This window comes from Microcystis sp. LSC13-02, from assembly GCA_002282935.1.
Lineage (GTDB): Bacteria > Cyanobacteriota > Cyanobacteriia > Cyanobacteriales > Microcystaceae > Microcystis.
Map to the genome: position 1 here is coordinate 1 of MTBT01000086.1, position 7,419 is coordinate 7,419.

2 protein-coding genes and 1 pseudogene are annotated in these 7,419 nt (G+C 42.8%); all 3 read left to right on the plus strand.

Annotated elements, in window-relative coordinates:
* Positions 1-893 (plus strand): Calx-beta domain-containing protein (locus tag BGL89_RS05055; RefSeq protein ID WP_286824743.1); only part of this gene is annotated, 893 nt, incomplete at its 5' end.
* Positions 875-931, plus strand: a pseudogene (locus BGL89_RS21445) (hypothetical protein); the annotation flags it as partial. The gene BGL89_RS05055 and the pseudogene BGL89_RS21445, both read left to right, overlap by 19 nt.
* 213 nt (positions 932-1,144) lie before the next feature.
* Positions 1,145-7,419 (plus strand): CARDB domain-containing protein (locus BGL89_RS05060; protein WP_502692601.1); only part of this gene is annotated, 6,275 nt, incomplete at its 3' end.

The following is a 7,419-nucleotide window of genomic DNA, read 5'->3' on the forward strand; positions in this document are numbered from 1 at the left end:
AAACTGCCACCCTCAGTATTATTGATAATGACGCAGTACCAGGAGTCATTCAATTTAGTAATGCGACTTATTCAGTCAATGAGAATGGAACTCCGGTTACTGCTGTAACTTTAACTCGTACCAATGGAAGTGATGGCGCAGTTAGTGTCAGAATTAACCTAACTAATGGAACAGCAACCGCACCAAGTGACTACAATAATACCCCAATTACGGTTAACTTTGCCAATGGTGAAACCTCAAAAGTTGTTACTATTCCCATTGTTAACGATAGCCAATTTGAAGCAGACGAAACCGTTAACTTAACTCTCTCTAATCCCCAAGGTGGCGTAACATTAGGAACCCAAACTACAGCAGTTTTAACCATCATTAATGATGACTTACCGCAACGGGGAACAATTAGCCTCAATAACAGTAACTACACCGTCAACGAAAATAATGGTACAGCAAGCATTACCCTAACTCGCACGAATGGAAGTGACGGGGAAGTTAGCGTTATTCTAACCCCTAGTAATGGCAGTGCAGTCGCAGGAGACGACTATACTAATACCCCCATTACTGTCACCTTTGCTAATGGACAAACCAGTAAAACCGTTACTATACCCATCACCGATGACAGTATTTACGAACCCACTGAAACCGTCAACTTAACTATCTCTAATCCCACAGGTGGCGCAACCTTAGGAACCCAACAAACCGCCACCCTCAGTATTATTGATAATGACGCAGTACCAGGGGTCATTCAATTTAGTAATGCGACTTATTCAGTCAATGAGAATGGAACCCCCGTTACCGCAGTCACTTTAACTCGTAGCAATGGAAGTGATGAGTTAACTTCGCTAATGGGGAAACAGCGAAAACCGTCAATATTCCCATCATTGATGACAGTGTTTTAGAAACTACTGAAACCATCAATCTGAGTCTATCTAACCCCACCAACGGCGTAACAATCGGCTCACAAAACAGCGCAATTGTCAATATTATTGACAACGACTTTAAACCCACCTTAACCCTTACTATTAGTGGGGAACAAGTCACCGAAGGAAACACCATTCAGGGAACAGTCACTCGAAATACCGACACCACAGAACCATTAACAGTCACCTTAGTTAATAGTGATAATAGTCAAATTACCGTACCTAATACTGTGACTATTCCAGCAGGTGCAAATTCAGTTAACTTTAACCTGAACGCAGTTGATGATACCTTAATTGAACTACCGAAAAACTATACAATTATTGCTACATCCCAAGGATTTGTCAGTGGTTCAGATACCCTAGCAGTAATCGACAATGATGCAGTTAGCCTCAGCCTAACTCTCGACTCTAATAATATTAACGAAAATGGCGGAAAAGCGATCGCGACTGTCACCCGCAATGTCATCACTTCAACCCCCTTAGTTGTCCAACTCAGCAGCAGTGACACCACTGAAGCAACTGTACCCACAAGCGTTACCATAGCAGCAGGACAAGCTTCTGCTACCTTTGAAATATCAGCAATTGACGATACTGCTTTAGACGGAAATCAAACAGTTACCGTCACCGCTAAACCCACCTATACAGGGACAAACTTAGCAACCGATACAGGAAACGCAACCACTAATATTAATATCATTGATAACGAAAGTCCCAGTTTAAAAGTCGTTATTGACAAAGATGTTATCTCAGAAACAGGAACCGCAACAGCAACCCTTACCCGTAATACCAATACCAGCAGCGACTTAATTGTTACTCTCAATTCCAGTGATACCACCGAAGCAACTGTTCCCAATACAGTGACAATTGCTGCGGGACAAACTTCAGCCACTTTCACTATTACCGGAATTAGTGACGGAATCAATGATGGAAGCCAAACGGTAACGATTACCGCTTCAGCAACAGGATTAAATAGTGGGAGTGATAGCTTAGAAATCACAGATATTAATGTTCCTGATTTAGTCCTCACTCAATTACAAGGAATCTCCCCAACTTATACAACTAAGCAATCCCAATTTACCTACACAGTTGCTAACAACGGGATTATCGCTGCGACGGGAAGTTGGAAAGACAGAATTTATTTATCAACCGATAATAAGCTAGATGCTAATGACACCTTATTAGGGGAATTTGGCTTAGGAAGTACAGAAAATCCAGCCAATCTATTACCCGGAACCTCCTATAATCGTACAGTCACCTATTTTGCTCCCCGTAATCCCGGACAATATTATTTAATTGGGGTGACAGATAACGGAAATACTGTTAATGAGGGGGTAACAATTGGGGAAAACAATAATACAACGATTACCCCAGTGACAGTAACACCGGCTTATCGTGGTACGGTTTATACTGATACAGAAACTGCGATTGCGGGTAATCCTGTTACTTTACGGGGACAAGCATTAAGTAATAGTAATAATTCTCCTGTAGCTTATGAATTTGTCAAAGTTCGGGTAGAAAACAAAGGAAATATCCGAGAGTTTGATGCGTTTACCGATGGAAATGGTAATTTTGTTCGTCAATTTACTCCCTTAACAGGAGAAGCAGGAACTTATAATATCAACGCTTATTTCCCTGGATTTGCGAGTGAAGATAGCACCCCCGAAGATAGTTTTACTCTCTTAGGAATGCGGTTTGAACAAAATGACCAATTCTTAACCCAGGTTTCCCAACGGATTACCGAAGGAACTACCTTTAATGGGTCAGTTAAATTACAAAACCTGAGTAATCTAGGATTATCAGGATTAACTGCTACTGTCAATGGTGCACCGAGTGATTGGACAGTTAATGTTACTCCAGAGAAGACTAGCTTAGGTGGTAATGAAGAAATCACGGTCAATTACAGTATTAATGTCCCTGATGATAAATGGAGTTATTACAATTTTGGTCTGGGATTAAGTACCACTGAAGGAGTTACCGCAACTTTACCAGTAAGGGTAGATGTAGCGCGACTGTTACCCCGTTTAGTTGCGGATACCAGCAGTTTACAAGCTTCGATGTTGCGGGGAGGTCAAACAATAGTCGAGTTTACGGTGAGTAATCAAGGTGAAGTTGCGTCAGGACAATTAAATATTTTCCTTCCTGAAGCGTCTTGGTTAAAGTCTGCTTCTGCGATTACTTTACCGTCTTTAAATCCTGGTCAATCGACGAAAGTATCCTTACTATTACAACCATCAGCGACCCAAGAGTTGACAGTTTATAACGGAAATGTCGTTATTTCTGGGGATGAAGCATCCTTAAGTTTACCGTTTAATTTCCGAGCGATTTCGGAAGCGAAAGGGAATCTTAATATTAGTGTTGTTGATGAATTATTCTTCTTTGCTGAAGGTTCACCTCGTTTAGAAAATGCGACAATTACCCTATTAGATCCCTTTACAGGAACCGTTATTTCCTCAGAAAAAGATGCGGATGGGATATTGTCTAAAACTGATTTAGCAGAGGGATATTATACCCTGAGAGTGACAGCGAATAACCATGATACTTATCAGCAAAATATTTACATTGGAGCAGGAGAAACGGAAGATGTCCAGGCATTTTTGTCAAGACAAACTGTTAAATATACTTGGACAGTAACGCCTACAGAAATTGAAGATAAATATATTATCACGATTCAATCGACGTTTGAAACCGATGTTCCAATTCCTGTAGTAACAATTGACCCGCCTTTAATCGATTTAGAAAATTTACAAGGGGTTGGTCAAGTCATGCAAATTGATATGACTGTGACTAATCACGGATTAATTGCAGCCAATGATATTAAGTTAAATTTTGGAAATCATCCATTTTATAAAATTGAGCCGTTACTTGCAGAAATAGATAATTTATTGGCTAAGAGTTCTCTAACGATTCCTGTAAGAATAACGAGAATTAACGATTTTTCTACACCTGGTGGCGGTACACCTGGTGGCGGTACACCTGGTGGCGGTACACCTGGTGGCGGTACACCTGGTGATGGTACTCCTGGTGGCGGTACACCTGGTGGCGGTACACCTGGTGGCGGTACACCTGGTGATGGTACTCCTGGTGGCGGTACTCCTGGTGGTATTGATCCTAATACTCCCGTACCCTGTTCCATATCTGGATGTTTACAGTGGTCTTATCCCTGTGGCGGTAATGATATTACCAAATGTACTGCGATCGCCATTAGTAACGTTGAAGGAAATTGTCCTCCTAGCTTACCGTCTGGTGGTGGTCTCAGTGGTGGCGGTGGTTTCAGTGGTGGCGGTGGTTTCAGTGGTGGCGGTGGCGGTGGCGGTGGGGTTTTTAGTTCCACTCCCATCACAGTGAATACATCTAATTGCATCCCTTGTCTTGGTGATGTGGCCGAGACTGCCAAAACCCTGTGGTTTAATTTGGTGGGATGTGTCCCCATTATTGGTTGTCCCGTCGGTGTTTATTCCTGTGCAGAAGGACTTAGTGACTTTGATGTTACTCCGCAAGAAGCATTAGGATGTGTTGGTGCAGTTCTTGGTTGTATGACTGGGGGTTGGGCAAATGCCCTTAGTTGTGCGATCGGAATTGGTTTATCCTATGATAAAGTCAAAGATTTTTATGAAAAGTGCAGAAGTGGGTCATCGACTGCCCCGACTGAACTAGGATTTTTAGCACCCTATTCCTCATTGCAAATTTCAACAACACTGAATCTTGATCCAGCCTTTGCATTAATTGATAAATACTTTAATCGTATCCAAGCAGTTATTGACGGCTATACAGTTATTTTGGGCGATGATGTCTGGTTTAGAGAACAAGATGGTGATCAACTTGTTAGCTGGTTAAATCAATTTCTATCACGGACTAATGGAACAACTCCCACTGATGCTAAAATTTCTGCAACTGAGCGTAATGAAATTCTCAGTGTTCCTTTACCCGGAACAGCCACAATTAATGATGCTAATAAATTTATTGATCGCTGGAATCGATCTATTGATTATTGGTCACAAGGCATTTTCAATAATACTGATATTCCCGTGGGACAAAGCACAGATTTTATTGGTTTAGATGCTTTAAAAAATCGTTTTACACAAGCGAAAGAAGCAATTATTCAAAATGAAGCTGAAGGTTTTAGCAGCCTCACTGAAGGCGCTATTTATGCCGTTGATCAACTCAATCGTGCCTTAGAAAATAAGAGCGGTGGTGTTTGCGCTCAAGTCACCATCAAAATCGACCAAGAAGCAGTAATGACCCGCGCTGCCTTCCTTGGCAATTTAGAAATAGAAAACGGCAACCCCACCAACCTAACCAACCTCTCCGTTATCCTCCAAATCAAAGACCAAAACGGCAACATTGTCAACGACTTATTTGGCATAACCGACCCCATTCTTAGCAATATCACCGCCGTTGACGGAACCGGAATCTTAACCGGAAACGACCCCAACACACCCCAAAATGAAGGAATAGGTAGCGCACAATGGACTTTTATTCCTACCAATTTAGCCGCGCCAGAAACCCCCACTCAATACAACATTGGTGGTACTCTCTCATACCTCGAAAACGGCACAACCGTCACCGTCCCCCTACTTTCTACTCCTATTACTGTTTTCCCGCAAGCCGAACTTTACCTCGACTACTTCCATCAACGAGATGTCTTCGCCGATGACCCCTTCACCGATGACATTGTTGAAACATCCGTCCCCTACTCCCTCGCTGTCCTCATCAGAAATGAAGGAAAAGGAGACGCAAAAAACCTGAGAATCACCTCCGGACAACCGAAAATCGTCGAAAACGAAAAAGGCTTACTAATAGACTTCCAAATCATCGGTTCCGAAGTCAACGGACAAGGCGTTACCCCCTCCCTAAGCGTCAACTTTGGCGACATCAAAGCCGGAAAAACCGCCGTCGCTGACTGGTTACTAAAATCCAGCCTACAAGGAAAATTCATCGACTACAAAGCCACCTTTGAGCATATTAACAGCCTTGGTAAAGCCGAACTCTCTCTCATCAAAGAAGTCAAAATCCACGAATTAATTCACACAGTCCAAGTCAATCATTCCAACCCCGACAACTTACCCGACTTCCTAGTTAACGAAACCTTTGACGCAGAATTCACCCCCGATATAATCTACTTCAGCAGTGGCGGAACCGGAGCCGTCAAAGCCGTTAAAAACGCCACCATTGACGCAACCCCAACCCTCAATGATTTAACCGTTCAAATTAGCGCCACCGTCGAAAATGGCTGGACTTACTTCCGCTTAGATGAACCCAGTGACAGCCAATTCGATATTGTTAAAATCCAGCGGTCTGACGGTACTCAAATCAGTGCAGATAATATATGGACAACCGACCGCACTTTCCCCGCGACAGGTCGTCCAATTTATGAAAATATCTTACATTTTCTTGACAATAACGCCACAGGAGGAACGAAAACCTACACGGTTGTTTATACCCCTGGCGGTCCGAGCATCACCGATATTATTGATGTTAGTCCAGACCCTATCTCTACGGCTGTTAACGCCATTACCGTTGACTTTTCTGAAGCTATTAAAGCCAGCAGTTTCGATTACAACGACTTAAGCTTAACTCTCAACAATGGCACAAACTTAATCAACTCTACTGTTACCATTATTTCCCTCTCTCCCACCCGTTATCAAATCAGCGGATTAAACACCCTTACCAACAACGACGGAGAATATAAACTCACCGTTAACGCCACAGGAATCCAAGACACCATCGGTAAATTCGGTAGCGGTTCACTAACAGAAACCTGGGAGAAAACGGCTGGCGGTAATGCAGACACCACCCCACCAGTAGTAACAGATATTGTCAATCTATTAATCAACCCGCGCAATCAACCAGTTCCCTCTTTAACCGTCACTTTCTCCGAAAAAATTGACCTCAGTACCTTCACTTGGCAAGATATTACTCTCACCCGTAATAATGGAAGCAATTTAATTAACAATACCGTCACCATTAGCGCCATTAATGACACCAACTATCGGATTAATGGACTAAGTGGATTAACCGCAATCGATGGAACTTATAACCTGACAGTTAACGGTAGTGGAATCCAAGACTTATCTGGTAATTCAGGAAATGGAACCCAGTCCGAAACCTGGGTAATGGATACCATCGCACCCGCAATTCCTACTAACATTACAGTCACAAATCCCCTCACCCCTTCAGGGATAAATATTGAGAGTGCAAACATTGCAACCCTACAACCGCTAACAGCATCGGGACAAACCCGAATTGATACCACCAATCCCACCATTAGTGGTGAATTAGGAGAAACTGGATTAAAAGTCTTCTTCTACGACAAAACTACCAATACTCTCTTACAACAAGCAACCGTAACTGGAAGCCAATTTAGTGGTAGTTTACAACTTCCCTCACCTGGCGCAAGAGATGTAGAAATCCGCCTACAAGATGCAGCAGGAAACACCAGTAATACAACCCTCAGTCTCTTCGCAGACATCAGCCAACCAGTCCTTACCCAATTCCTCAACGTCCC